Consider the following 25,028-nt stretch of genomic DNA (forward strand, 5'->3'; position numbering starts at 1 on the left):
AACCCGCGTTCGGCTGTTTGGCCTCGATGCGCGGGGCTCCCACGGGTATCCTGCCGGACGGACGGCGCCTGGCGAACACAAGGAGACACGACACATGAAGCACCTGAGCGGTCTTGATGCCACCTTCCTGCACCTGGAAACCCCCGAGATGCCGATGCACGTCGGCTCGCTCAACGTGCTCGACCTGCCCAAGGGCTACAAGGGCGACTTCTACGAAGACGCCAAGCAGTTCATGGCCAGCCGCATCCACCTGGCCGACGTGTTCACGCGCAAGCTCGCGCTGATGCCCTTCGACATGACCAACCCGGTGTGGGTGGCCGACGACGACATCGACCTCGACTACCACGTGCGCCACATCACGCTGCCCAGGCCCGGCACCAACCGGCAGCTGCAGCAGTACGTGGCGCGCCTGCATTCCACCTTGCTCGACCGCAGCCGGCCGATGTGGGAGTTCTTCATCATCGACGGCCTGAAGAGCGGCCAGGTGGCGCTCTACACCAAGGTGCACCACGCGGGCATCGACGGGCAGGCCGGCGTGGCGCTCGGCAAGGCCATCTTCGACCTCGAGCCCACGGGCCGCGTGGTCAAGCCGCCGCGCGCGCGTCCGCGCAGCAGCGGCTACCAGCTGGGCATGGCCGAGCTCGCGACCGCGGCGCTGCGCAACACGGCGCAGCAGTACGTGAAGCTCTTCAAGATGGCGCCGGCCATTGCGCGGGCGCTCGGCGGCCTGGCCAGGCCGGACGAAAAGGCGGCCGAGAAGGACGCCGCCACCGCGCCGAAGAAGTTCAACCTGTTTGCGCCGCGCACCTCGCTGAACGTGTCGATCACCAACCAGCGCACCTTCGCGGGCCGCACCATCTCGCTGGCCGAGACCAAGCACATCGCCAAGCACTTCGGCGTGTCGCTCAACGACGTGGTGATGGCCACGGTGGCCGGCGCGCTGCGCCACTACCTGGCCGACAACAACGAGCTGCCGGCCAAGCCGCTGGTGGCCGGCGTGCCCGTGAGCCTGCGCGAAGCCGGCGACGACACGGCCAACAACCAGGCCAGCATGATCCTCGTGAGCCTGGCCACCGACATCACCGACCCGGTGCAGCGGCTGAAGGCCATCAACGCATCGTCGAACAGCTCGAAGTCGACCATGAACCGCTTCAAGGCGGTGATCCTCGACGACTTCCCGACCTTTGCCGCGCCCTGGCTGGTGTCGGGCATCGCCTCGATGGTGGGCCGCTCGGGCCTGGTGAACCTGCTGCCGCCGGCCGCCAACGTGGCCATTTCCAACGTGGCGGGCGCGCCGTTCCCGATGTACTTTGCGGGCGCGCTGGTCACCAGCTACTACCCGGTGTCGATCGCCAGCCACGGCACCGCCCTCAACGTCACGGTGCAGAGCTACAACGGGCGCATGGACTACGGCCTCATCGCCTGCCGCCGGGCCGTGCCCGACATCACCGAGATCGGCGACTACATGCTGGCCGAGCACCAGCTGCTGCTGGGCCTGACGCAGACGCACCCGGCGACGGGCGCGGCGCCCGCGAAGGCAGCGGCGGCTCCCGAGCCCGCCCCCGCCGTGAAGGCGGCGCCCAGGCCGGTTGCAAAAAAGGCCGCCGCGAAGAAGCCGCCGGCAGCAAAAGCCCCCGCCGCCAAGGCACCGGCCGCCAAGACCACCGCCAGGAAAGCGCCGGCCAAGGCCGCCGCTCCCAAGGCGGCACCGCGCAAGCCCGCGGCGCCCGCCAAGCGCGCCAGGGCGGCCGCTGCGGCATGATCGGCAGGCGCGAGGGCCGGAGAATTGGGGCAGTTGGACTAGTTTTCCGACCGTTCTAGCTTTCCAGGCCTAGGCACTCTGGAAGAAGATCACTTCATCGCGATTCCCGTGAATCCCGTTATTCGATCAACTTCCAGGACATCCACATGACCACGCAAGCTTCCTTCTCTTCCGCCGCCATCCACGTCATCGGCCAGTACAACGACGCCGGCAAGACCCTGGTGGGTGCCTACCGCGCCGGCGTTCATCGCCTGCTCGGCGGCGCTGCTTCGCGCTACAGCGAGTTCCTGGGCAGCCGCCAGATTCCGCTGGTGAGCGAACAGGTCAAGGCCAACCTGATCGGCGCGCAGGAAAAGATCAACGGTTTCCTGGCCAGGCGCCTGGACATCGACACCGGCCGCATCGTCTCGGTGATGGACCGCGTCGCGGCGGGCACCGCGAGCGGCATCGAAACCGTGGCCGGCCGCGTGGCGCGCGTCGAATCGCCGGTCGTCAGCTCGGTGGTCAAGACGCTGAATGCGCTGAACCAGCCGATCGCCAACGTGTCGGTGCAGATCGCCGACAAGGTGGCTGCCGGTGCCAAGCAGATCGAAGTGCGCGTGAGCGGCACCGAAGAAGCCAGACCCGTGCGCAGCGTGAAGGCCAAGGCCGCCGCCGCCAAGAAGCCGGTTCGCCGCACCGCCGCCCGCAAGGCGGCCTGACCCTGGAGTAACAACGCATGGCGACCCGCCCCGATCCGACGGACGATTCCAGGAAGAAGAGGGCGGCGGCGCCTGCGAAGCCTGCCAGGAAGGTGCCCGCAGCCGGGAAGAAGGCCGCGGCACCGAAGAAGAAAACGGCGGCCGCCGCACCGGACGCAGTGCCGGGCAAGCAGGCCGGTGGCGCCGAAGGCCTGCTGCGCGCCGGCCTCAAGGTGCTCGGCAACGTGCGCGACGATGTCGCCAAGCGCCAGGCCAACGTGATCGAAGGACTGCTGGGCATCGGCCAGGCCAGGTTCGATCCGGCGGGTGCCAAGGCCGCGGTTCCCCGCGGCTTCCCGAGCCTCGACAGCTTCGGCCTGCGCAAGTTCGAGGACGTGTTCGACCAGCGTGTGGCCACCGCGCTGCAGCGCCTGGGCATGCCCAGCGCGGAAGAAGTGCAGGCGCTGCGCGAAGAAGTGATCCGGCTGCGCGAGCGCCTCGCGCAACTCGAGCCCAAGAACGCCGGCCCGCGCGGCAGCGGCAAGCGCTGAGCGCCAGCAGCCCAGCGAAGCACGCAGCAGCACCAGCCGGTTGTGGCCAGTTCCAACACCACGCGCGACCGCATCCTGCAGGCCAGCCTCGCGCTGTTCAATGCGCAAGGCCTGGCGGCCGTGTCCACGCACAAGATCGCGGCCGAGCTCGGCATCAGCCCGGGCAACCTGCACTACCACTTCAAGGCCAAGCAGCTGATCGTCGAGTGGCTGTTCCGGCGCTTCGAGCAGCGGCTCGAAGTGCTCGATGGCTCCGCGGGTTCGATCAGCGCCATCGACGACCTCTGGCTCGCGCTGCACCTTCGCTTCGAGGCCATCGACCAGTACCGCTTCATCTATCGCGACATGGCCTTTCTGGCCGGCGAATACCCCGCGCTCGGCCAGCGCGCGCAGGCGCTCACCGCGCAGAACCTGCTCGCGGCCCAGGCGCTCTGCGAAGGGCTGGTGGCCTCGGGCGTGATCGAGACCAGCGCCGAGCAGGCGCGCATCCTCGCCTTGCAGATGGTCTTCACCACCACCTGCTGGCTCTCGTTCGAACGCCTGGTGCCGGGGCGCGACGCGCTCGCGCAGGCCGACCCGGGCTTGGCGGCCTTCTACACGCTGACCTTGATTTCGCCGTATGTTTCGAGCGAATCGAGGGCTTACCTCGATTACCTGCGGGGCAAATACCTCGGATAAAGATCGCTGTTGTCCGACGGGGCGGTGAAACTTCGGTTCGCCATGCTCGTCCTATGGAACAAAGAACAGAAAGGAAGCCGCCCTCATGACCACTGCCACCCGGGACCCCATCGCGCCGCCGTCGGGCCTGCTGCTGCTGGCCGAAGCGCGCGCACTCTGGGAAACGGGCGCCGGCATCGCGATGTGGCCGCTGCTGCAGCTCACGCCGCGCGGCGACGGGCATCCGGTGCTCGTGCTGCCCGGCCTCGCGGCGGGCGACGGCTCGACGCTGGTGCTGCGCCGCTACCTGTGCAGCCGCGGCTACGACGCGCACGGCTGGGGCCTGGGCCGCAACTTCGGGCCGCGCGAAGGCGTGGAGGACGGCATGCTCGCGCTGCTGAAGTCGCTCGCCGAAAAGAGCGGGCAGAAGGTCAGCCTGATCGGCTGGAGCCTGGGCGGCGTCTATGCGCGGCTGCTGGCGTCGGCGCAGCCGGAACTGGTGCGCAACGTCATCACCCTGGGCAGTCCGTTCTCCGGCAGCCCGCGCGCCACCAACGCATGGCGCGTGTACGAGGGCGTGAGCGGCCAGAGCTCGCACGACCCGCGCCGCATGAAGTTCGTGCAGCCCACGCCGCCGGTGCCCACGACCTCGATCTTCAGCCGCACCGATGGCGTGGTCGCCTGGCGCTGCAGCCTCGAGAAGCCGGGTCCGCAGGCAGAAAACATCGAGGTGGTCGCGAGCCACCTGGGGCTGGGCGCGCATCCGGCGGTGCTCTATGCGGTGGCCGACCGGCTTGCGCAGCCGCAGGGCGGGTGGAAGCCGTTCAACCGCGGGCTGCTCGGGCCGCTGGTCTATCCCGATCCGAGCCGCAAGGCCTGAGTTCTGGCGGGGTCAGGCCCCCGCCCAGACGTCGAGCACGTAGCGCTGGTCGGCAATCATCCGGTCCATCCACGCCGCGCCGTCATGGCCATGCTCGCGCGCCAGGTCAGCCAGCGTGCGCCGCACGTCGGGCTCCATGCGCGACCCGTCGCCGCACACATAGATCACCGCGCCGGCTTCGAGCAGCTTCCACACGGCCGCGCCTTGCTCGCGGATCAGGTCCTGCACATAGACCTTGCGTTCGCCCGCGCGCGAGAACGCCGTGTGCAGCTTCATCAGGCCGCGGTGCGACCAGGCCTCGAGCTCTTCGGCATAGATGAAATCCTGCTCGGGATGGCGACAGCCGAAGAACAGCATCGCATCGCCCAGCGCCTGGCCGCGCTCGGCCTGCGCCGCGCGCTCCTGCAAAAAGCCGCGGAACGGCGCGAGGCCGGTGCCGGGTCCAATCATGACGAGCGGGCGCTGCGCATCCTCGGGCAGGCGGAAGCCCTCGGCCGTGGTCTCGCGGATCACGCCATGCACCGTATCGCCCGCTTCGGCGCGCGCCAGGTAGTTGGAGCAAACGCCCTCGAAGGTGCCGTTGCCCGAGAGCGCCGGCGCGCTCACCACGCCCACGGTGACGCTGCAGCGCCCCGGCGTCATCGCCGGCGACGACGAGATCGAGTAGTAGCGCGGCGAGAGCGGCGACAGCATCTCGAGGAACACCGCGAACGGCAGCTGGCAGGCGCGGTGTGCCTCGAGCAGGTCGAGCAGCGACTTTCGCTTGTGCAGCACCTCGGCCTTGTAGGCCGCCTGCGAGACTTCGTCGCTGCCCGAGAGCGCGGCGAGCTTTGGTTGGGTGACCGGGCACTCGGTGTAGGCCGCGAGCGTGGCGATCTGCTTGCGCGTGGCCACGTCCTGCAGTTCGACATAGTCGCCGAGCAGGCGGTCGACCGCGATCACCTGGTCGACCGGCAGGGCCGTCTTGCGGCCCGGCTCGGCATGCAGCCGCACGTGCGCGGCGCGGTCGAAGCCGAAGTGCGCCATGGCGCGTTCCACCTGCGCCGGGCTGTTGCGCGGCACCACGCTCAGGTGGTCGCCGGCGCGGTAGTCCACGCCTTCGGGCAGCATCAGCTCGACGTGGCGGGTGGAGCGGCCCGCTTCGCCGGCGCTGCCGGGGTTCTTCTGCAGCTCGCGGTTCTCGATCACACGCAGCGCCACCGCGCCCAGTGCATCGACGAGCGCGTTCTTCTGCGGCGGCGGCAGTTCCTCGAGCGTGTAGAGCGGCTCGGCCTCGGCGGGCGTGTCGGCGCCGGACTGGATGCCGAAGGCCTTCACCAGTTCGGGCCAGAGCGCGTCGCTCCAGTCCTGGAAGGCGCCGTCCATGTCCTCGCGCGCATCGCCCTCGCCGCGCGGATGCACGCGCGTGGCGCCGAGCGCGCCGAGCCGCTCGTCGATGCGCCGCGGCACCGCCTGGTAGGTGGCGGCCCAGTCGGTGTTGCCGCAGCCGAAGACGCTGAAGCGCACGCCGTTGAGCGAATCGTCGGCCTTGTCGAGCCAACGGTGGAACTCGGCGGCGTTGTCGGGCGCCATGCCGTTGTACGAGGCGCAGACGATGGCGACGGCGCCGTTGGCGGGCAGCCGCTCGGCGTAGTCGTCGAGCGAAGCCATCTGCGTGGAGAAGCCGCGCAGCTCGCCGGCCTCGGCCAGCTGGCGCGCCAGGTCTTCGGCCGTGCCGAGGTTGGAGCCCTGCAGCACCAGCAGCGAGGTGCCGTGGCGCGCCGCCTGCGGCTTGCGCGTGGCGGGTCTCGCCGAGGCGGCCGGCGTGGCTGCTACTGCCGATGCTTCCCCGTTGCCGCGCGGCCGTGAGGCCGGGTCGCGCAGCAGCGCCTTGATCCTGAAGTTCTCGGGCTTGATCGTGAGCGCTTCCTTGATCCTGAGCTTGTAGCCCGTGTGGTCGACCAGGTTGAAGCGCTGCAGGATCATGCCCAGCGTGAGCACCGCTTCCTGCAATGCGAACTGGCGGCCGATGCAGGCGCGCTGCCCGTTGCCGAAGGGCTTGAAGGCATTCACCGGCCGCTCGCGCTCGGCCTCGCGGCTGAAGTGGTCGGGGTTGAACTGGTCGGCGTCCTCGCCCCAGATGCCCTTGTCGCGATGCAGCGCCAGCGCATGCATGATGACCATGTTGTTCTTCTTGATCGTGTACTGGCCGCCGATCTTGGTGTCTTCCTTGGCGCGCATCGAGATCGCGGGCGCGGTCGGGTACAGGCGCAGCGACTCCTTGAGCACCTGCATCACGTACTGCAGGCGGTTGACCTGGGCGTAGGTGGGCTTTTGCGTGGTGTCGCCGCCGAACACGCTGTCGACCTCGGCCTGCGCCTTGGCCAGCGCCTCGGGGTTCTTCAGCAGGAAGTAGATCGCGAACGAGAGCAGGCCGCTGGTGGTCTCGTGCCCCGCGATGAGAAATTCGATGCACTCGTCGCGGATCATCTTGTCGGTGAGCTTCTCGCCGCTCTTCTTGTCGACGCCCGCGATCATGTAACTCAGCAGGTCGGGCTTGGTGGCGATGTCGGCCCCGCTCGCGCGGCGCTCCTCGATGATGTCTTCCACCATCTTGTGCATGAAGCGGATGTCCTTGCGCTGCTGCGCGAGCTCCTTCTTCAGCATGAACTCTTCCAGCGGCAGGCCGCGGCGGTTCTGCACCGTTTCGAGCGTGCGCACCATCGCATCGACGAAGGGATGGAAGCCCTCGCGGTAGAAGGAATTGAAGCGGTAGCCGAAGCCGCACAGGCCGATGGTGTCGAGCGTGAGCGCCGTCATGTCGCGCACCACGTCCACCTCCTCGTCGAAGTTCAGGCGCTCCCACTTGGTGACCAGCTGGCCCGCGATGTCCAGCATCATCGGGTGGTAGGCCTGCATGGCGCGCTGGCTGAAGTTGGCCAGCAGGATGTTGTGCGGCTTCGACCAGGTTTCCTCGTGCGTATCGGAGGTGAAGAGCCCGTGCGATGCGGCGCGCAGCCGGCGCAGCGCGCCGCGCGTGCTCTTGTCGAAGCGCGCCTCTTCGCAGAGCTCGTCGACCAGCGCGGGCGATGACACCACGATCACCGGCATGCCCGGCATGTCGAGCCAGTAGATGCCGCCGAGGTCCTGCGCGATCTTCCACATGTCGAGCACGGGGGAGTCGGACCCGATCGACAGCAGGTTGCCGACGAACGGCTTCTTCGCGGGATGCGGGATCGGATGGAGCGAGTTTTTGCCTGCCATGGGGTGCTGTGCCTTTGGAGTGGACCCGCTTCGGAGATTCCGGCGTGTGACCCGGAGTATCCCGAGGGCACCGGTGGGGGGCAGGACGGGGTTTCCCTTAGGCTGGTTCAGCGCCTCGTCCGGGGAGCCGCCGTTCAGGGCGCGCTCCCGCCGACGGGGTACGCGGCGAAGCGAATGTCCCCCGCGCTTCGCGCTCCTCCTTTATTTCGCTGCGCAAGGCACCCCATCGGCGGGAGCGGGATCAGAGCACTGGTTGATCAGCGGTGCACCCAGAGCGTGCCCTGGTGCACAGAGCATCGGGTGCTCCCCGCAGCGAAATCAAGGAGGAGGCCGAAGGCCGGGGGACATTCGCGGAGGGGAGTACCCGGTGATCTGTGCACGCGCCCCGAAGGACTTCAGCCGCAACAGCAAGCAAAAGCCCTCAGGGCCGAACCATCTTGCATTCGGAGCCCTGTGCCAGCTCGTTGCCCGTGTAGACAGCGTCCGTCCGGAAGCCGTAGTTGGTGCCTTCCCAGCCGGTCTTCACCGCCTTGCCGTCCACCGGCATGATGGTGTTGACCACCTGTGGCAGCAGCAGCTGATGGTCCTCGGCGCGCATGCGGACAGGGCCCACCACGGAGTCGTAGCTCATGTCTTCCAGCGCATGGGCCACCTTCACGGTATCGGTGGATCCGGCCTTGTTGATCGCGGCAGCCAGCAGGCGCGGCGTGAGGTCGATGCGGGGCGCCAGGAAATCCTTGCCCGTCTTGGCTTTGTAGGCCTTGGCCAGCGCGTCGGCGCGCGGCGTGTCGGCCTGCCCCGGATGCCACTCGGCGACCCAGGTCAGCTGGCCGAGCTTGGCCTGCGACACCGCCAGCACCGTGCCCGGCACCGAGCCCGCGCTGTGGTTGAAGTAGCGCAGGTTGTAGCCGGCATCGCCCGCGGCCTTGAGCAGCAGCGTCATGTCCTGGCCCCAGTTGCCGGTGATGACCGAGTCGGCACCGCTTTGCTTGATGTTCGCGATGTAGGGCGAGAAGTCCTTCACCCGGCCGATCGGATGCAGCGTTTCGCCGACGAACTGCACGTCGGGCCGCGCCAGCCCCACCAGCTGCCTGCCGTAGCTCGCCCACTGCTTGCCGTGGGCATAGTCCTGGTTCAGCAGGTAGACCTTCTTCACGTCGGGCGTCTTCTTGATGTAGTTGGCCAGCGCCTTCATCTTCATCGCCGTGTTGGCCTCGGTCTGGAAGTGCCAGAAGCTGCAGCCCTTGCCCGTCATCTCGGGGTCGATCGAGGAATGGTTCAGCACGAGCAGCTCCTTGCCCGGGTTGCGCTGGTTCCAGCGCGCCACCGATTGAACGAGCGCGGTCACTACCGAGGAGCCCGATCCACCCGTGACGATGGCCTTGGCGCCTTGGTCGATGGCCGCCTGCAGCGCGCTCTGGCTTTCCTGCGCCGAGAGCTTGCTGTCGAACTGCAGCAGCTGCAGCTTCATGCCGCCGAGCACGCCGCCCTTGGCGTTGATCTCCTCGATGGCGTACTGCGTGTGCGTCAGCATCAGCTCGCCCACGTTCGCGAACGGCCCCGAGAGCGGGTCGATGTAGGCGATCTTGTAGGCGGGTTGCTGGGCCTGGGTGACGCCGGCAACAGCCAGCAGGCAGGCGAGGGCGATCGGCGCCAGTGGCGCGTGCTTGGACTTCATGGTTTGTCTCTCGAGGTTGTGTGGTCAGTGCTGGGTGCGCAGGCCGATCACCCGGCTCGCGAGCTTCGTGAGCTCGGCCGCCACCTCGTCGGGCGAGAGGCGCCCGTTCGGCCGGTACCAGCTGTAGAGGAAACCGGGCAGGCTGCAGGCCGCCAATGCGGTGATCTTGGTCTCGGCGAAGTCCAGGTCGCCGTCGCGGCGCGCTTCTTCGAGCAGCGGGCACAGCAGGTCGTAGAAGTGGTGCGCGAGCTTCTTCTGCGCCGCGATGTATTCGGGCCGGTACACCTGCGGCTCGCGGTACGGAAAGAAGGCGCAGGGATGGTGTGCAATGGTGGCGCGGATCAGCCGCTCGATGCCTTCGAGCACCTTCTCGCTCGCGCGGCGCGGATCGCCGGCCGCAAAGTCGAGTGCGGTGAAGCAGTCGACCGCGGGACGCCACGACAGCGTTTCGAAGATCTCCTGCTTGTCGCGGAAGTAGTAGTACACGAAGGGCTTGGTCACGCCCAGTGCACGCACGATCTGCGCCATGGTGGTGTTGGCATAGCCCTGCGCCGCAAAGAGCTGTGCCGCCGCCTGCAGGATGCGCTCGCGCTGCAGGTCGGTGCCCTGCGTGGCCGCGCGCTGGCGCCCGGTGCCCTGCGGAAGGTGCGGCTGTGCCGTGGTGGTGGCCGAGGTTGCGGCCTTGCCAGAGGGTTTGTGCCGTGTCGCGGAAGTTATACCCATGGGTAGGATTGTTGGTGCACCATGCACCCATTGGCAAGCGCCTGGCTCCTGCAGCCGGCTATCGATAACCCTGAGAAAGTGACGCCATGGAGACATTGCCCGACCGTCCGCAACAGCCCCTGCACGAGTACCTGCGTGCCCATGCGCGCGAGCGCGGAGAGCGCCCGGCCTGCATCTGGTACGGCCATGCCATGAGTTGGGCGCAGCTCGACCGCGCGAGCGATGCCTTCGCGGCGCGGCTGCAGGCCATCGGCGTGAAGAAGGGCGAACCGGTGGTGCTGTTCCTCAACAACTGCCCGCAGTACCTGGTCGCGCATTTCGGCATCCAGAAGATCGGTGCCATCGTCTGCCCCAGCGGCCCGCTCAACAAGGAGCACGAGCTGGCCTACCAGGTCAACGATCTCCACGCGCGCGTGATCGTCGCCGCCGCGCCGCTGCTGCCGGTGGTGCGCAAGGTGCAGTCGCAGAGCGCACTCGCGCACGTGTTCGTGGTGCACTACGCCGACCTGCTGCCCGAACAGCCCACGCTCGACCTGCCCGCCGAACTGCTCGCCGAGCGCAACGTCCCGCGCAGCGTGCCCGAGGGATGCGAGGACTTCCTGGCCGTGATGCAGGCCGACGCCGCGCCGCAGCCCGTGGCCATCGACCTCGACGACGTGGCGCTCATGACCTACACCTCCGGCACCACCGGGCTGCCCAAGGGCGCGATGCTGAGCTACGGCAATGCGCTCTTCAAGACACGCGCGGCCGCCGATTGCAACGGCGTGGCCGGCGACGACGTGCTGCTCTCCATCGCGCCGCTCTATCACATCGCCGGCATGCTGATGGGCGTGAACGTGCCGGTGCTCAGCGGCGCGGCGTCGGTGCTGCTGCATCGCTTCGATCCGCGCGCGGTGCTGCAGGCCATCGCGCACTACAGGGTGAGCTGGTGGTACAGCATCGCGCCGATGAACGTGGCCTGCATGCAGGTGCCCGACATCGCGAGCTTCGACCTTTCGAGCCTGCGGCGCAATCCGGTCACGAGCTTCGGCATCACTTTCACCGAGCCGCTGGCCGCGCAGTGGCGCACACATGCGCCCAACTGCACGTCGTTCGAAGCCGCGTACGGGCTCAGCGAAACCCACACCTGCGACACCTACACGCCGCACCATGCGCCGCGCTGGGGCACGCAGGGCGTCGCAGTGCCGGGCGTGACCATCCGCATCGTCGACACCGACACGCAGGCCGACGTGCCCACGGGCGAAGTCGGCGAGATCGTGCTGGCCAGCCCCGGCTCCTTCAAGGGCTATTGGAACAAGCCCGAGGCCACGGCGGCCACGCTGCGCAGCGGCTGGGTGCACACCGGCGACATGGGCAGGCTCGACGCGGACGGCTATCTCACCTTCATCGGCCGCTTCAAGGAGATGATCAAGGTCTCGGGCTACAGCGTGTTCCCCGAAGAGGTCGAGACCATCCTCATCAAGCATCCCGCGGTGGCCCAGGCCGCGGTCATCGCGCAGCCCGATGCCGAGAAGGGCGAGGTGGTCAAGGCCTTCATCGTGCGCAAGCCCGGCGCGGCGCTCGAGGCCGACGCGCTCATGGCCTGGGCGCGCGACAACATGGCCAGCTACAAGGCGCCGCGCGCCGTGAGCTTCATCGATGCCTTGCCGACCACCGGCGCCGGCAAGGTGCTGCGGCGCCTGCTGAAAGACAAAGCCTGAAAGGTTCTCCCTTGTTCTCCAAAGTCCTGATTGCCAACCGCGGCGAGATCGCGGTGCGCCTGGTGCGCGCGCTGCGCGACCTGGGCATTGCCAGCGTGGCGGTGCATGCGCGCGACGATGCGTCCGCATTGCATGTGCAGCTGGCCGACGCGGCCGTCGCGCTCGATGCGGCCGGGCCATCGGCCTACCTCGACGTTGCCGCACTGATCGGCGTGGCGAAGGCGCAAGGCTGCGACGCGGTGCATCCCGGCTACGGCTTCCTGAGCGAACGCGCGGACTTCGCGCAGGCCTGCGCGGATGCGGGGCTGGTCTTCATCGGGCCCGCGCCCGAGCAGCTGGCGCTGTTCGGCGACAAGGCGCGCGCGCGCGCACTCGCCACGCAGTGCGACGTTCCCGTGATGCCCGGCAGCGCCGGCGCCGTGACGCTCGCGCAGGCGCAGGCCTTCTTTGCCGAGCAGCAGGCGCAGGGTGCCGCGGGCGTGATGATCAAGGCCATTGGCGGCGGTGGCGGGCGCGGCATGCGCGCTGTCATGAATGCAGACGAGTTGCCCGAAGCGCATGCGCGCTGCATGTCCGAGGCCAAGGCCGCCTTCGGCGTCGAGGGCGTGTACGTCGAGCGGCTGATGCACCACGCGCGGCACATCGAAGTGCAGGTGCTCGGCGACGGCCAGGCCGTGGCCAGCCTCGGCGAGCGCGAATGCACCCTGCAGCGGCGCTTCCAGAAGCTGGTGGAGATCGCGCCCAGCCCCTCGCTGCCCGATGCGCTGCGGGCCGCCATCACGCAGGCCGCGCTGCGCATGGCCAGGGCCGCGGGCTATCGCAGCCTGGGCACCTTCGAATTCCTCGTCGATGCCGGATCGGCCACGCTTCCCTTCGTCTTCATCGAGGCGAACCCGCGGCTGCAGGTCGAGCACACCGTGACCGAGGCCGTGACCGGCCTGGATCTCGTGCAGCTGCAGATGGCGGTGGCAGCCGGGCAATCCCTGAAGGCACTTGGCGTGGAAGCCGACGGCACGGCGGCGCAGCGCGGATTCGCGCTGCAATGGCGCATCAATGCCGAGACGCTCGACGCCCATGGCAACGCGCGGCCCTCGGGCGGCACGCTCGCGCGCTTCGATCTGCCGAGCGGGCCCGGCGTGCGCGTCGACACGCACGGCTATGCAGGCCTCGCACCGTCGCCGCACTACGACACGCTGCTTGCCAAGCTGATCGTGCATTCGCCATCGCCGCGTTTTGCCGATGCGTTGCGCCGCTCGCTGCGCGCGCTGGACGAATGCCACATCGACGGCATCGCGACCAACCTTGCGTTGCTGCGCGCCATTGCGGCGCGGCCCGAGTTCGCAAGCCAGGCGGTGCACACGCGTTTTGTCGAAGCGCACCTGGGCGACCTGCTGGCCGCCGCGGCATCGCTGGAAAAACATGCAAAGAAGATCGCCCCGGCCGATGCGCAGGCGGCGGCAATCGAGAACGCCGATGCGGACGAGCTGGCGATCAAGGCGCCGATGCCCGCAAAGCTGGTGCAGTTCGAAGTGGCGGTGGGCGATGTGCTGCCTGCCGGCGCGCAGCTCGGTGTGCTCGAAGCCATGAAGATGGAGCACCTGCTGCACGCGCCGGTCGCGGGCCGCGTGGTTGCGCTGCTGGCCGAGCCGGGCGACTACCTCGTCGAAGGCCAGTCGCTGCTGCGGCTGGAAGCGGTCGATGCGCAGGCGGTGGAAGCCGAGGCGCGCACCGCGCAAGACCTCGATGCGATCCGCCCCGACCTGCAGAAGGTGGTCGACCGCCATGCCTTCACGCTCGATGCCAACCGCGGCGCGGCCGTGGCCAGGCGGCATGCGCAGGGCGGGCGCACCGTGCGCGAGAACATCGCCGACCTGTGCGACACCGCCTCCGACCCCGGCAGCTTCATCGAATACGGCGCACTCGCCATCGCCGCGCAAACGCGCCGCCGCACGCTCGAAGACCTGATCGCCAACACGCCGGCCGACGGCATGGTGACGGGCCTGGGCAGCATCAACGCGAAGCAGTTCGGCCCCGAGGCCTCGCGCTGCGCCGTGCTGGCCTACGACTACACGGTGCTGGCCGGCACGCAGGGCATGCGCAACCACCACAAGACCGACCGCATGCTGGCGATCGCGCACCAGCTGAAGCTGCCGGTGGTGCTGTTCGCCGAAGGCGGCGGCGGGCGGCCGGGCGATACCGACATGCCGATCGTCGCGGGCCTCAACAACCACACCTTCAGCCAGTTCGCGGCGCTCTCGGGCAAGGTGCCGGTGGTGGGCATCGTGCATGGCCGCTGCTTCGCGGGCAATGCCGCGCTGCTGGGCTGCGCCGACGTGATCATCGCCACCAGGGGCAGCAACATCGGCATGAGCGGCCCGGCCATGATCGAGGGCGGCGGACTCGGCAGCTTCGCGCCCGAGCAGATCGGGCCGAGCAGCGTGCAGTCGCGCAACGGCGTGATCGACATCCTCGTGGAAGACGAAGCGGCGGCAGTGGCTGCAGCGAAGCAATACCTCTCGTATTTCCAGGGGCCGGTGAGCGACTGGCAGTGCGCCGACTCGCGCGCGCTGCGCCATGTGGTGCCCGAGAACCGGCTGCGCGTGTACGACGTGCGCGCCGCAATGCGCGGCGTGGCCGACACCGGATCGCTGCTCGAACTGCGCGCCGGCTTCGGCGCGGGCATCGTCACCGCGCTGGCACGCATCGAGGGCAAGCCGGTGGGGCTGATGGCCAACAACCCGCATCACCTGGGCGGCGCCATCGACGTGGAGGCGGCCGACAAGTCCGCCCGCTTCATGCAGCTTTGCAATGCGCACGGGCTGCCGATCGTCTCGCTGTGCGACACGCCCGGCTTCATGGTCGGCCCCGAGATCGAGGCGCAGGCGCAGGTGCGCCATGTGTGCCGCATGTTCATGGTGGCCTCGCACCTGCGCGTGCCCTTTTTTGCCGTGGTGCTGCGCAAGGGCTATGGCCTGGGCGCGCAGGCCATGACGGCCGGCGGCTTCGATGCGCCGGTGTTCACGGTGGCCTGGCCGACCGGCGAGTTCGGCGCGATGGGGCTCGAGGGCGCGGTGCGCCTGGGCTACCGCAAGGAACTGGCTGCGGTGCTCGAAGGCACGGAGCGCGACGCATTGTTCAGGAAGCTCGTGGCGCAGCAGTACGCCAATGGCGAAGCGATCCACATGGCACAGACGCTCGAGATCGATGCGGTGATCGATCCCTCCGAAACCCGCACCTGGCTGGTGCGCGGACTCGCTTCCGCGGGGCGTTCCATGCAGGCGGCCTCGCCCTACGTGGACACTTGGTAACCATGCACTAAACCTCGTCACATGCAATGGCAAGGGGGCTCCGTAAACTGAGTCGCTTTGCGCATGAAACTGGGTTCGCATCGGCTTTCTGTTCTTCGCGAAGGTGCGCTGCGGCATTGGATGGCCGCGGTCGGTTGCCTGCTGTTCGCCGTTGCAGTGGCGGTGCAGGCCGTCCAGCCAGGTGCGGGTGGGCAGCCGCAGCCGAAGCAGCCGGTCGAGGCACACTGGGTGGCCGGCTGGGCGGCCGCGCCGGTGGACTTCCGCGAACTCAGTGCGAATCCGCTCCTCACGGCTGCGGCACCCCGGCCCGGCGGCGATGCGTTCCACGGACAGACGCTGCGGCAGCAGTTCGAGTCTGCGCTGCGCGGCGAGCGCGTTCGCATCCGCTTTTCGAACCGTTTCGGCAAGACGCCCCTGCGCATCGCCGAGGCCAGCGTGGGGCAGGGCACCGGTGGCGGCGCGGTCTCGCCGGCCACACTGCGCAAGCTGCGCTTCGGCGGGCGCGCAAGCACGGTCGTCGCGCCGGGTGCCGAAGTCTGGAGCGATGGTGCCGACCTGAAGGTCGAGGCCGGGCAGGCGGTGGCGGTGAGTGCCTTCTTCGATCGCGCCGTGCCCTTCGCGACCGTCCACCTGCGCTCGCCCGACGCGAGCTGGGTGGCTCGCGGCAATGCCGTTGCAACACCCAGGCTGCACGACGCCGCGCCCTTGCCGCTGAACCACATCGTGACGGGCTTCGACGTGATGACCACGCAGCCCGTGCGAACGGTGGTGGCCTTTGGCGACTCGATCACTGCGGGCGGCGGCGAGGCGGGCGACGGCTCATACCCCGAACTGCTCGCCACGCGCCTGCGCAACAGCCCTTCGGCGGCGCAGGCGGTCTCGGTGCTCAACATGGGCATCGGTGGCAACCGCTTGCTGGTCGATGGCATCGGCCCCAACGGCTTGTCGCGTTTTGCGCGCGATGCGCTCGGACAGAGCGGCGCGACGCACGTGATGATCCTGCTGGGCACCAACGACATCGGCCGCAGCGTGTTCGTCCTGCCGGGGCGGCCGACGCCGGAGCACGAGGTCGCGACGGCAGAGCGCATCACCGACGGCCTGCAGCAATTGGTCAAGCAAGCCCGCGCCAAGGGCGTGAAGGTGCTGATCGGCACCGTGCCGCCGTTCGGGAACACGCCCTACTGGACGGAGGCGACCGAGGCCATGCGCGGCGAGGTCAACCGCTGGGTCCGCAGCCGCCAGGACGTGGACGGCGTGATCGATTTCGACGCCGTGCTGCGCGACCCCGCCAATCCGACGATGTTGAACCCGCTCTATGACAACGGCGACCACCTGCATCCCAACAAGGCGGGCCATGCCGCCATGGCCGCGGCCGTCGACCTTCGCGAACTGCAGGAGTAGCTGCGGGAGTAAGTGCCAACAAAGGCACTGCTTTAGGCGACACACCTTTACACAATGTCCCGTCGAGTGCTTACAGGCGCTTCACACGGCCTCGTCAGCATGAAGGCTCCAACCACTCATGAGGGACACCCATGAAAAAACTCGCAATCACCCTTTCCATCGCGGCCGCTTCGCTGCTCTCGGTGGGAGGCGCACTGATGGTGCCGACAGCCGCCCAGGCGCAGCCCGGTGTGTTCGTCGAGGTGCCGCCACCGCCGCCTCGCTTCGAGCGTGCGCCGCCGCCGCGCCGTGGCTACGTGTGGGCTCCGGGGCACTATGAATGGCGTGGTGGACGCCACGTGTGGGTCCGGGGCATGTATGTGCGCGCCCGTCCGGGCTATGCCTACCGTCCGCCCGAATGGCGCGAACGCGATGGCCGCTGGGAATACCGCCGCGGCGAGTGGGACCGCGATCGCGACGGCGTGCCGAACCGCTACGACCGCCGTCCGGACAATCCGAACCGCAACTGACCCGCGGTATTCCTGAATGGGCTCCGCCTACCGGAACACGACCGTGCGGTGCCCGTTCAGCAGCACGCGGTGCTCGCTGTGCCATTTCACGGCGCGCGCGAGCACCTGGCTTTCGGTGTCGCGGCCGCGGGCCGTGAGGTCCTCGACCGTGTCGGTGTGGTCGGCGCGCGCCACGTCCTGCTCGATGATCGGGCCTTCGTCCAGATCGGCTGTCACGTAGTGGGCGGTCGCGCCGATGAGCTTCACGCCCCGGTCGTGCGCCTGGTAGTAGGGCTTGGCACCCTTGAAGCTCGGCAGGAACGAGTGATGGATGTTGATGGCCCGGCCGGCCAGGCTCTGGCACAGGCCGTTGCTGAGGATCTGCATGTAGCGCGCGAGCACCACGAGCTCGGCGCCTTCGGACTCGATGATCTCCAGCTGCCGGGCTTCGCCCTGCGCCTTGGTGGCGGCCGTCACGGGAATGTGATGGAAGGGCACGTTGTAGCTGGCGGCCAGCTGGTAGAAGTCGCGGTGGTTCGAGATGATGGCGCGTACGTCGATGGCCAGCAGCCCGCTCTTCCAGCGGAACAGCAGGTCGTTGAGGCAGTGGCCTTCCTTGCTGACCAGGATCACGGTCTTCATCGGCTCGGCTGCGGCATGGAGCTGCAGGCTCATGCCGAAGCCGGCGCCGAAGGTGGCGAGCTGTTCGCGCAGCGCTGCCTCGGGGTGGTCGCTGCAGGCGAAGCGCACGCGCATGAAGAACAGGCCCGTGTCGTGGTCGTTGTACTGGGCGGCTTCCTCGATGTTGCCGCCGCGTTCGAGCAGGAAGCCCGAGACGGCATGCACGATGCCCGTCCGGTCGGGGCAGGAGAGGGTCAGGATGTAAGCGGGCGTAGTGGTCGTCATGAGGGGCACGATTGTCGCAGGGGTGCCAGAATGCCGTTTTTTGGTGCGCGTTAAGCAGGAGCAACCGATGGCTTATCAGGACCTCAACATGGGCAACCAGTGGCTGCCCTTCACCCCCAACCGCCACTTCCAGAAAGACCCTCGCGTCTTCGTGGCCGCCGACGGCATGGAATTCACCACGCACGACGGCAAGAAGGTGATCGACGGCATCTCGTCGCTGTGGTGCGTGGGCGCGGGCCACAACCGAAAGCCGATCAACGAGGCAATCAAGAAGCAGCTCGACACGCTCGACTACGCCACCGCCTTCCAGGTCAGCAACGACAAGGCCTTCAAGGCGGCCGAGATGATCGCCTCGCTGGCGCCCGGTGACCTCAACAAGGTGCTGTTCTGCAATTCGGGTTCCGAGGCGGCCGACACCTCGATGAAGGTGGCGCTGGCCTACCACCGCGCGCGCGGCGAGGGCCACCGCAACGTGTTCATCGGCCGCGAGAAGGGCTACCACGGCGTGGGCTTTGGCGGCATGTCGGTGGGCGGCATCCCGGGCAACCGCAAGGTGTTCGGCTCGGCCTTCCTGCCGCGCGTGGACCACATGCGCTTCATCCACGATCCGGTGAACCATGCCTACATCCACAACGAGGAGCCGGTGTGGGCCGAAGACCCGCTGGTCGAGCTCGAAACGCGCATCCTGCCGCTGCACGACCCGAGCAACATCGCCGCGATCATCGTCGAGCCGGTGGCCGGTTCGGCCGGCTGGTACCTGCCGCCCAAGGGCTACCTGAAGCGTCTGCGCGAGATCTGCGACAAGCACGGCATCCTCCTGATCTTCGACGAGGTCATCACCGGCTTCGGCCGCATGGGCACCAACTTCGCGTCCGACTACTTCGGCGTGGTGCCCGACATGCTGAACTTCGCCAAGTGCGTGACCAACGGCGTGATCCCGCTGGGCGGCGTGATCTGCCGCGACAAGCTCTACGACGCGATGATGAAGACCGACGCGCCCGAGCACGTGGTCGAGTTCTTCCACGGCTACACCTACTCGGGCCATCCGGTGGCCTGCGCCGCCGCGATCGCCACGCTCGACCTGTTCAAGCAGGAGAACCTGTTCGCGCGCGCCGGCGAAATGGGCAAGGTGCTCGGCGATGCCTTCCACAGTACCTTCAAGGGCCTGCCGAACGTGGTCAGCATCCGCAGCCTCGGCCTGGCCGCCGCGGTGGAGCTCGCGCCCATCGTAGGCGCGCCGGGCAAGCGCGCCTACGACATCTTCCTGGACTGCTTCCACAAGGGCGCGCTGGTGCGGCCCGCGGGCGACGTGCTGGTGATCGCGCCGCCCTATATCGTGGAGAAGCAGCACATCGACACGCTGGTCAACACGCTGGCGGATTCGATCAGGAAGTTCGCTTGACGATTCCTGCGCAGTAGTCCTTCGGCGGCAATGGGGCCGTGCGCCAGACGGCGTCGTAGGCTTCCTTGTCCTGATCCTCGTCCGGCGATTCGCCGGCCTGCAGCCGCACGGACTTGACCGACACATCGGTCGGCAGGTGCTGCGGCACGCCCAGCACCTTGGTGGCGTGGCCCGCGCCGCTGACCAGCAGCACCGTCTTGCCCGGCTGGCGAGCCTTGACGATGGCCTGCGCCATGGCGCGGTCGCGCCCCACCTGGATGCGCGCCATCGGCACGATCTGGGGCTCGGGCAGCAGCTTGCAGTGGCCTTCCCGCACGGCGTCCTGCTGCGCGGCGTAGGCCTCGCCGTTGAGCTGCACGTCGAGCGAGACGTCGGCCATGGCGTTCTTCATGCGCGAACGCGGCAGGTTGGCGCCGATGACGGGCACGCCGGCGCGCACGGCGGCCATCACCACCGGGCCGTAGCTTTGCCAGGGCCAGGCTTTGTCGTTCCAGGCCAGTGCGTCGCGCACCTGCGCATCGGTGGCCGCGGCGTCGAGGCGGAGGGTGCTGTGGCCTTCCTCGGCCATTTCGAGCAGCAGCGCGGCCAGCTGGCCCCGGCCGGCCAGTGCCTCGACGGTTTCGCGCTCGATCGCGTGGTGCTCGGGAGCGTCGTGCTGCTCGCCCAGGATCAGCGCGTCCACCGGCAGCAGCGCTGCCGCGCGGCGCGCCACCGGTGCATCGGGGCCGTCGAGCAACGCGGTGCAACCCGCCAGGGCCATGGCAGCGAACAGGGGCAGCAGGAAGCGGGAAGCCCGTGCGGGAAAGGGTTGGCATCGCATCGCGCCATACTATGCGCTGGCGCTCGCCCGCAGCGCCATCCAATTCCGCTTCTTCCTGCCCGTGTCTCTCCGCTTTCTGGTTCGCGTGCTGGCCACGCTGTTGCTTGCGCTCGCCGCGGCCGAAATCTGCCTCGCCCTGCACACACCCCTGCCGTGGATGATCGGCCCGCTGCTGGCGGTCTCGCTGGCATCGATTGCCGGCGCGCCCACGGCCAGCCTCACGCCGCTGCGCAATGCCGGGCAATGGACCATCGGCACGGTGCTGGGCCTTTATTTCACGCCGCAGGTGGTGGCGCTGGTGGCCGGCGTCTGGTGGGCGATTGCGCTGGCCATTGCCTGGGCCCTGCTGCTCGGCTGGGGATTCGGGCGCTGGCTGCACGGCGTGCATGCCTGGCGGATGCCGCATGTGCCGGCCAGATCCATGAGAGCCACGACTTACTTCTCTGGCGCCATCGGCGGCGCCTCCGAAATGACGCTGCTGGCCGAATCGGCCGGCGCGCGCACCGACCTGGTGGCCGCGGCGCACAGCCTGCGGCTGGTGGTGGTGACCATCGCCATTCCGTTTGCGATGCAGTGGAGCGGGCTGCACGGGCTGGAAGTCAATCCGTCCACGGTGCGCGAAGTGAATGCGGGCGGGCTCCTGCTGCTCGCGCTGGCCACCGGTGTCGGCGGGCTTGCGATGCGGGCGCTGGGCCGCACCAACCCGTGGTTCATGGGGCCGCTGCTGGTGGCCATGGGTTTCACCATCGCGGGCCAGCCGCTGTCGGCCGTGCCCGGCTGGATGTCGAACACCGCGCAGCTCGTGATTGCGGTGAGCCTGGGCGTGCGCTTCAGCCGCGAATTCCTGCACACGGCGCCGCGCTGGCTCGGATCGGTGGCGCTGGGCACCGTCGGCATGCTGGTGCTGTGCGCGGGTGCCGCCTGGCTGCTGGCCCGGGCGACGGGGCTGCATCCCGCTACCATGATCCTGGGCACCTCGCCGGGCGGCATTGCCGAGATGTCGATCACCGCCAAGGTGCTGCAGCTGGGCGTGCCGGTGGTGACGGCGTTCCAGGTGTGCCGGCTGGTGGCGGTGCTGCTGCTCGTGGGGCCGATGTACCGATGGATTTACCAACGGAAATGAGTGGCGGGCGCTGAAAAGACGCAAAAAAAAGCGCCACTCGGGCGCTTTTTGATCGGCCGACGGTGGTTCAGTGCACCAGCACCGGCGTATGGGCCAGCTCGGCATAGCCCTCGAGCGTGTCCTCGACCTCTTCCTGCGTGGGCGTGTTGAGCTGCCAGGCGGCAATCTGCTGCTGGAACAGCTCGGCCCAGGAACCGTCGAGGTAGACCTCCTTGCCCGAGCGCTTGTCGACGATCTCGAAGCCGTGGCGTTCCAGCACCGGGACATTGGGCTGGTCCGGGGTGTCGCCTTCGTTCGGCTGCACGTGCACGACGACGAAGGACTCCGAGTCATAGAGCATGTTCATTGCGGGGCCTGTGAGGATGTCGATGGCATTCATGGGGGTTAGATAGCAATCAACGCGCCAGTTTCAAGAAGGGTTGTCGCATTGCGGTCACAACGGTGTTTCTTTACTTGTTTTGTACTATCAGCTGGACGGCCCCGCGGGAAGGGATTCACGCAACTGCATGTCGGCGAAGTCGCCGTTGGGCTGTGTCTGTTTCATCCGTACCGGTAGGTACCCCAGCGCGGGCGCGAGCCAGATTTCGATCTTGTCGTCGAATTCGCGCCGCGGGCTGCGCGTGAGCTTGCGCACCGCGTAGTCGCCAGCCGGCACGCTCATCTGCTCCTCGCCTTCGATGTTGAACACCCAGACGCCCGCGTCGCGCGGCCCTGCCGTCTGGATGGAAATGCGGCTGCCGGCCGGGTAGCGGCCCGGGTCGCCCGCCAGCATGCCGCCGAGCTGCATCACCACGCTGAGCCGGTCCTGCGCGCCGGGCAGCAGGGGAACGCTGGGCGCGTTGTTGCTGAACATGATCTGCCCCTGGTCGCGCAGGAAGTGCGAGGCGAGCTCGCCCTTGCGGCTTTCGGAAAAGCGCGCCGGCTCGATGCCGGTGGGGCCGATCCGGCCGGTGCTGTGCTGGCTGCGGATGGTGCGGAACAGGAATTTGAGCGAGAGCCGGGCGTCGTAGCTGCTGCCATCCTGCAGCCAGACCAGGTCGCCGAAAACCCCCTGCATCGGCGAGGCGCCCTGCTGGCCCGTGACCGCGAAGGCAAGCTTGACCGAACCCGGGATGCGCAGCGCCTCGGGCCCGACGACATTGCCCGCCGCGGCGCTGGCGGCGCCCGCAGCCTCGCCCGGCGCGCCGTTTCCGACGCCGGTGTTGGCCGTGCTGCCCGCCCCGCCCAGGGCGGCGCCTGCGGGGGCGCTCACCGCCGGCTCGGGAGCGGCTGCTCCTGAGTCGATAGCGGTCTGCGCTGTCAGGTCAGGCGTGGGCGCCGGGGCGGGTTCCGAAACCTGGGGTTGCGGCGCCGGCTCCGGGGCCGCAGCGGGCCTGGGCCTGGATGGCTCGCGCGGCCGCCGCGGCTTTGCAGGCGGCGGCGGCTTGGCCGCGGCAGCGGGCGGCGCGGCGGCGGGCGCAGCCGGCTGTTCCGCGGCCGGCGGTGCGATCACGATGGTCCGGGTGATGAACTTGTTCGCGAGCGGCGAGGGATCGGGCCCGATCGCAGTGGGCGCGAGGTCCAGCAGCAGCACGTGGGCCAGCGCCACCGCCAGCGTCAGCCCGGCCAGCGCGCGCCACGACGGGCGCGCGGGCGGGGCGGCGGAGGAAGGCAACGGGGAGGCGACGAGCGTCGGCATGAGGTGGTGGAGTGAGCGCCGGCGCCGAGGTTCACCGGGAGCACCTCGGTACACTGCCGCCCGTTCAACCAGTTTAGTGGGCGCGGCGCCGGCTCTCGTGTTCGCGCCGTGTCCTTCATCACGCATTTGCCATCATGAAACTCGCCACCCTGAAGGACGGCTCGCGCGACGGCCAGCTCGTCGTCGTCTCGCGCGACCTCACGCTCGCCCACTACGCCACCGGCATCGCCAGCCGGCTGCAGCAGGTGCTGGACGACTGGGGCTTCATGAGCCCGCAGCTGCAGGACCTGTACGACGCGGTCAACACCGGCCGCGCGCGCCATTCCTTCCCGTTCGACCCCGCCCAGTGCATGGCGCCGCTGCCGCGCGCCTACCAGTGGGCCGACGGCTCGGCCTACCTGAACCACGTCGAGCTGGTGCGCAAGGCGCGCAATGCCGAAGTGCCCGAGAGCTTCTATACCGACCCCCTCATGTACCAGGGCGGCAGCGACGACTTCCTCGGCCCCACCGATGACGTGGTCGTGCCCAGCGAAGCCATGGGCATCGACTTCGAGGCCGAGATCGCGGTGGTCACCGGCGACGTGAGGATGGGCGCCACGCCCGACCAGGCGCTCGACGGCATCCGCCTGGTGATGCTGGCCAATGACGTGAGCCTGCGCAACCTGATCCCGGCCGAGCTGGCCAAGGGCTTCGGCTTCTTCCAGAGCAAGCCGGCCACCGCCTTCAGCCCCGTGGCCGTGACGCTCGACGAGCTTGGCGAAGCCTGGCAGCACGGCCGCGTGCACCTCACGCTGCAAAGCAGCTGGAACGGCCGCAAGGTCGGCATGTGCGACGCCGGGCCCGAGATGACCTTCCACTTCGGCCAGCTCATCGCCCACATCGCCAAGACGCGCAACGTGCGCGCCGGCAGCATCGTCGGCAGCGGCACCGTGAGCAACAAGGGTGTGGAAAGGAACGGCCAGATGGACTGGCCCAAGGGCTATTCGTGCATTGCCGAAAAGCGCTGCATCGAAACCATCCAGGGCGGCGAGCCCGTCACTGACTTCATGAAGTTCGGCGACACCATCCGCATCGAGATGAAGGGCCTGGACGGCCGCTCGCTGTTCGGCGCGATCGACCAGGAGATCGTGTCGGCGGCGGGGCGGCCGAAGGTGGCGCCGGTGCCGCTGATCGATACGCAGGACGACGACAACGGCGCTGGAGACTGACTAGCGGGGCGCGGCGCGCAGCAGCTCCTTCTGGCTGCGTATCCCCAGCCGCCGGAACGCCCGGTACTGGTGGGTGCGCACCGTCGTCAGTTCGATGCCGACTTCACGTGCCGTTTCCTTGGCCGTGCGGCCGGCCATCAGGTGGCCGATGACTTCGCGCTCGCGCAGGCTCAAGGTCAGAAGGCGCGAGGCGAGGGTGGGCGCCACCGCCTCCCGGGCGGCCATGGCGCTGCGGCCGTGGGCCAGGGTGGCGTCGGCCAGCAGCGTGGCATGGCGCTCGATGGCTGCGAAGTCGGCGGCGCCGAATTCGGGCTGCGCAAGGCTCCGGTAGAAGCTCACGGCCACGCGCTGGCCGGCGGGCGTCAGGCGCAGCACCGACGCGCGCTCGCGGATGCCCACGTCGCCGTAGCAGGCCGCGCGATAGGCCGGGTCGGCCACTTCGTCGGCGCGCTGGTGGCCCAGCCAGAGCTGTGCGCGCCGGGGCAGCTTGCGCGCCGCCAGCCAGGTCATGTTGGGATCGAGCAGGTCGAAGCGCTGCGCCACGTAGCGCTCGGCCGTGCGTTCGGCCGTGGTGCCGTAGCTGCTGGCGGCCGACACCGCCTCGATGCGGCCGGTGGCGTCGACCGCGAACACGGTGCAGAAGGTCACGGGGATCACACGGTGCATGGCCGCGAGGCAGCTGGCCGCCAGGTGCGGCGTGCCGATGCCCGCGAGCACGTCGCCGGCGAGGGCGGCGGACAGCGTGGCGTCCGCGGCGGGCTGGATGCGCCAGCGTCTCATGGGGTAGATAGGGCAGGGTAATTACCTCGTACGAAGTTAT

At 68.6% G+C, this 25,028-nt stretch carries 20 protein-coding genes; 12 read left to right on the forward strand and 8 right to left on the reverse strand.

Features of this window, described 5'->3' with window-relative positions; translation table 11 throughout:
• Positions 1–94 precede the first annotated feature (94 nt).
• The 5 genes from IB278_RS29535 to IB278_RS29555 all read left to right on the forward strand — a co-directional run bounded on the left by IB278_RS29535 (position 95) and on the right by IB278_RS29555 (position 4,530).
• A complete protein-coding gene (locus IB278_RS29535; RefSeq protein WP_192327430.1) occupies positions 95–1,762 on the forward strand; it encodes a WS/DGAT/MGAT family O-acyltransferase in 1,668 nt (555 codons plus the stop codon).
• Positions 1,763–1,908: 146 nt separating this feature from the next.
• Complete coding sequence (locus IB278_RS29540; protein WP_145739816.1) at positions 1,909–2,463, forward strand: hypothetical protein; 555 nt, start codon at positions 1,909–1,911, stop codon at positions 2,461–2,463.
• A gap of 17 nt (positions 2,464–2,480) precedes the next feature.
• Entirely contained in the window at positions 2,481–2,993 is a 513-nt protein-coding gene (locus IB278_RS29545) for a phasin family protein (RefSeq protein WP_192327433.1), read from the forward strand.
• A gap of 42 nt (positions 2,994–3,035) precedes the next feature.
• On the forward strand, positions 3,036–3,671 hold the full coding sequence (locus IB278_RS29550) for a TetR/AcrR family transcriptional regulator (protein ID WP_145739820.1): 636 nt from the start codon (positions 3,036–3,038) through the stop codon (positions 3,669–3,671).
• Between the two features lie 85 nt (positions 3,672–3,756).
• Positions 3,757–4,530 carry an esterase/lipase family protein gene (locus IB278_RS29555; RefSeq protein ID WP_192327436.1) on the forward strand — a complete coding sequence of 258 codons (774 nt, stop codon included), beginning with the start codon at positions 3,757–3,759 and terminating at the stop codon, positions 4,528–4,530.
• A 12-nt stretch (positions 4,531–4,542) separates the two neighbouring features.
• On the opposite strand, the gene IB278_RS29560 is transcribed toward IB278_RS29555, so the two are convergent.
• From IB278_RS29560 to IB278_RS29570, 3 genes are all read right to left on the reverse strand, one after another.
• Entirely contained in the window at positions 4,543–7,773 is a 3,231-nt protein-coding gene (locus tag IB278_RS29560) for a bifunctional cytochrome P450/NADPH--P450 reductase (protein ID WP_192327439.1), read from the reverse strand.
• A gap of 421 nt (positions 7,774–8,194) precedes the next feature.
• A complete protein-coding gene (locus IB278_RS29565; RefSeq protein WP_192327441.1) occupies positions 8,195–9,451 on the reverse strand; it encodes a branched-chain amino acid ABC transporter substrate-binding protein in 1,257 nt (418 codons plus the stop codon).
• Positions 9,452–9,475: 24 nt separating this feature from the next.
• Positions 9,476–10,174: a TetR/AcrR family transcriptional regulator gene (locus tag IB278_RS29570; RefSeq protein ID WP_145739826.1), complete on the reverse strand. Its 699-nt coding sequence runs from the start codon at positions 10,172–10,174 to the stop codon at positions 9,476–9,478.
• 86 nt (positions 10,175–10,260) lie between these two features.
• On the opposite strand from IB278_RS29570, the gene IB278_RS29575 reads away from it, so the two are divergent.
• From IB278_RS29575 to IB278_RS29590, 4 genes are all read left to right on the forward strand, one after another.
• Complete coding sequence (locus IB278_RS29575) at positions 10,261–11,874, forward strand: AMP-binding protein (protein WP_192327443.1); 1,614 nt, start codon at positions 10,261–10,263, stop codon at positions 11,872–11,874.
• 11 nt (positions 11,875–11,885) lie between these two features.
• Positions 11,886–15,182 carry a carboxyl transferase domain-containing protein gene (locus IB278_RS29580; protein WP_192327446.1) on the forward strand — a complete coding sequence of 1,099 codons (3,297 nt, stop codon included), beginning with the start codon at positions 11,886–11,888 and terminating at the stop codon, positions 15,180–15,182.
• 63 nt (positions 15,183–15,245) lie between these two features.
• Positions 15,246–16,583, forward strand: coding sequence for an SGNH/GDSL hydrolase family protein (locus IB278_RS29585; RefSeq protein WP_225613253.1), 1,338 nt, complete (start codon positions 15,246–15,248; stop codon positions 16,581–16,583).
• Between the two features lie 131 nt (positions 16,584–16,714).
• A complete protein-coding gene (locus tag IB278_RS29590) occupies positions 16,715–17,092 on the forward strand; it encodes a YXWGXW repeat-containing protein (protein WP_145739831.1) in 378 nt (125 codons plus the stop codon).
• Between the two features lie 27 nt (positions 17,093–17,119).
• Here IB278_RS29590 and purU read toward each other — a convergent pair whose 3' ends face one another.
• On the reverse strand, positions 17,120–17,977 hold the full coding sequence (purU, locus tag IB278_RS29595; RefSeq protein ID WP_145739832.1) for a formyltetrahydrofolate deformylase: 858 nt from the start codon (positions 17,975–17,977) through the stop codon (positions 17,120–17,122).
• 67 nt (positions 17,978–18,044) lie between these two features.
• Between purU and IB278_RS29600 the strand changes: the two genes are divergently transcribed.
• On the forward strand, positions 18,045–19,379 hold the full coding sequence (locus IB278_RS29600; protein WP_145739834.1) for an aminotransferase class III-fold pyridoxal phosphate-dependent enzyme: 1,335 nt from the start codon (positions 18,045–18,047) through the stop codon (positions 19,377–19,379).
• On the opposite strand, the gene IB278_RS29605 is transcribed toward IB278_RS29600, so the two are convergent.
• Positions 19,363–20,139, reverse strand: a complete 777-nt coding sequence (locus tag IB278_RS29605; RefSeq protein WP_225613254.1) for a ChaN family lipoprotein — start codon at positions 20,137–20,139, stop codon at positions 19,363–19,365. The two genes, IB278_RS29600 and IB278_RS29605, sit on opposite strands and share 17 nt — an antisense overlap.
• Positions 20,140–20,260: 121 nt before the next feature.
• Between IB278_RS29605 and IB278_RS29610 the strand changes: the two genes are divergently transcribed.
• On the forward strand, positions 20,261–21,322 hold the full coding sequence (locus IB278_RS29610) for an AbrB family transcriptional regulator (RefSeq protein ID WP_145739836.1): 1,062 nt from the start codon (positions 20,261–20,263) through the stop codon (positions 21,320–21,322).
• Between the two features lie 67 nt (positions 21,323–21,389).
• Here IB278_RS29610 and IB278_RS29615 read toward each other — a convergent pair whose 3' ends face one another.
• On the reverse strand, positions 21,390–21,701 hold the full coding sequence (locus tag IB278_RS29615) for a DUF3567 domain-containing protein (protein WP_145739838.1): 312 nt from the start codon (positions 21,699–21,701) through the stop codon (positions 21,390–21,392).
• Positions 21,702–21,788: 87 nt separating this feature from the next.
• Positions 21,789–23,000 (reverse strand): DUF3108 domain-containing protein, encoded by a 1,212-nt coding sequence (locus IB278_RS29620; protein WP_145739840.1) that lies wholly within the window; start codon positions 22,998–23,000, stop codon positions 21,789–21,791.
• Between the two features lie 134 nt (positions 23,001–23,134).
• Between IB278_RS29620 and IB278_RS29625 the strand changes: the two genes are divergently transcribed.
• On the forward strand, positions 23,135–24,208 hold the full coding sequence (locus IB278_RS29625; RefSeq protein ID WP_192327452.1) for a fumarylacetoacetate hydrolase family protein: 1,074 nt from the start codon (positions 23,135–23,137) through the stop codon (positions 24,206–24,208).
• Here the strand turns inward: IB278_RS29625 and IB278_RS29630 are convergent, their stop codons facing one another.
• A complete protein-coding gene (locus IB278_RS29630) occupies positions 24,209–24,988 on the reverse strand; it encodes a LuxR C-terminal-related transcriptional regulator (RefSeq protein WP_145739844.1) in 780 nt (259 codons plus the stop codon). It lies immediately after the preceding gene.
• Positions 24,989–25,028 lie beyond the last annotated feature (40 nt).

Origin of the sequence: Variovorax sp. VRV01 (assembly GCF_014852545.1) — a bacterium.
Classification (GTDB): domain Bacteria; phylum Pseudomonadota; class Gammaproteobacteria; order Burkholderiales; family Burkholderiaceae_C; genus Variovorax; species Variovorax beijingensis_A.

Excerpts from the sequence above, each read along its gene's own strand:
- IB278_RS29555 (WP_192327436.1), top strand. The coding sequence starts at position 3,757 with ATGACCACTGCCACCCGGGACCCCATCGCGCCGCCGTCGGGCCTGCTG.
- IB278_RS29565 (WP_192327441.1), bottom strand. The coding sequence starts at position 9,451 with ATGAAGTCCAAGCACGCGCCACTGGCGCCGATCGCCCTCGCCTGCCTG.
- IB278_RS29575 (WP_192327443.1), top strand. The coding sequence starts at position 10,261 with ATGGAGACATTGCCCGACCGTCCGCAACAGCCCCTGCACGAGTACCTG.
- IB278_RS29540 (WP_145739816.1), top strand. The coding sequence starts at position 1,909 with ATGACCACGCAAGCTTCCTTCTCTTCCGCCGCCATCCACGTCATCGGC.
- IB278_RS29605 (WP_225613254.1), bottom strand. The coding sequence starts at position 20,139 with ATGGCCCTGGCGGGTTGCACCGCGTTGCTCGACGGCCCCGATGCACCG.
- IB278_RS29545 (WP_192327433.1), top strand. The coding sequence starts at position 2,481 with ATGGCGACCCGCCCCGATCCGACGGACGATTCCAGGAAGAAGAGGGCG.
- IB278_RS29560 (WP_192327439.1), bottom strand. The coding sequence starts at position 7,773 with ATGGCAGGCAAAAACTCGCTCCATCCGATCCCGCATCCCGCGAAGAAG.
- IB278_RS29600 (WP_145739834.1), top strand. The coding sequence starts at position 18,045 with ATGGCTTATCAGGACCTCAACATGGGCAACCAGTGGCTGCCCTTCACC.
- IB278_RS29630 (WP_145739844.1), bottom strand. The coding sequence starts at position 24,988 with ATGAGACGCTGGCGCATCCAGCCCGCCGCGGACGCCACGCTGTCCGCC.
- IB278_RS29615 (WP_145739838.1), bottom strand. The coding sequence starts at position 21,701 with ATGAATGCCATCGACATCCTCACAGGCCCCGCAATGAACATGCTCTAT.
- IB278_RS29570 (WP_145739826.1), bottom strand. The coding sequence starts at position 10,174 with ATGGGTATAACTTCCGCGACACGGCACAAACCCTCTGGCAAGGCCGCA.
- IB278_RS29620 (WP_145739840.1), bottom strand. The coding sequence starts at position 23,000 with ATGCCGACGCTCGTCGCCTCCCCGTTGCCTTCCTCCGCCGCCCCGCCC.
- IB278_RS29625 (WP_192327452.1), top strand. The coding sequence starts at position 23,135 with ATGAAACTCGCCACCCTGAAGGACGGCTCGCGCGACGGCCAGCTCGTC.
- IB278_RS29590 (WP_145739831.1), top strand. The coding sequence starts at position 16,715 with ATGAAAAAACTCGCAATCACCCTTTCCATCGCGGCCGCTTCGCTGCTC.
- IB278_RS29585 (WP_225613253.1), top strand. The coding sequence starts at position 15,246 with ATGAAACTGGGTTCGCATCGGCTTTCTGTTCTTCGCGAAGGTGCGCTG.
- purU (WP_145739832.1), bottom strand. The coding sequence starts at position 17,977 with ATGACGACCACTACGCCCGCTTACATCCTGACCCTCTCCTGCCCCGAC.
- IB278_RS29535 (WP_192327430.1), top strand. The coding sequence starts at position 95 with ATGAAGCACCTGAGCGGTCTTGATGCCACCTTCCTGCACCTGGAAACC.